The organism is Bartonella bovis 91-4 (genome assembly GCF_000384965.1).
GTDB lineage: Bacteria > Pseudomonadota > Alphaproteobacteria > Rhizobiales > Rhizobiaceae > Bartonella > Bartonella bovis.
In genome coordinates this window covers 1264428-1264945 of sequence record NZ_CM001844.1, presented here as the reverse complement: position 1 = coordinate 1264945, position 518 = coordinate 1264428, and the positions used below count along the sequence as shown (strand labels likewise).

The following is a 518-nucleotide window of genomic DNA, read 5'->3' as shown; positions in this document are numbered from 1 at the left end:
ACGATTATGTTTAAGAATGGGGCCGGGAATTATGGGGTGAGGGTGAAGAATGGGGTGACGATGGCTACTTTGACGAGTGTGACGATTGCGGGGACGGGGAGTGGGACGGGTGGAAATGGAGAGGGAAGTAAGGGGGTGATTATGGATGGGAAGACGTTGGAGATGACCAATGTGGATGTTTTAAATGTTGGAGTGGGAGTGGAAGCGAAGAAGGGTGGAACGTTGACGATAAACAAGGGGAAGATTGGGTTTAAGAAAGATTACGGAATAGGGGTGTGGGGAACAGCGACGGCTACTATCACGGGGACGACGATTACAGGAGAGGGAAAGGGGAAGGGAGTGTATGCAACGGGGGTGGGAGAGGTGACGTTGACGATGACTGGGGTGAATATTTCAAATGTCGCAATGGGGATAGAGGCGACTAATGGGAAGTTGACGATGACAAGGGGTCGATTGAGTTTAAGAATGGGAGGGACAATTATGGGATAGGGGTGGGGAAATCGGTGACGCTGGCTAAT

Annotated in this window: 1 protein-coding gene; it reads left to right on the top strand. The window is 51.0% G+C overall.

Annotated features, from left to right (window positions below; all coding sequences use genetic code 11):
* A partial coding sequence (locus BBBE_RS05500; RefSeq protein ID WP_010701548.1) for a right-handed parallel beta-helix repeat-containing protein occupies positions 1 to 489 on the top strand: 489 nt, incomplete at its 5' end.
* Between the last annotated feature and the right edge of the window lie 29 nt (positions 490 to 518).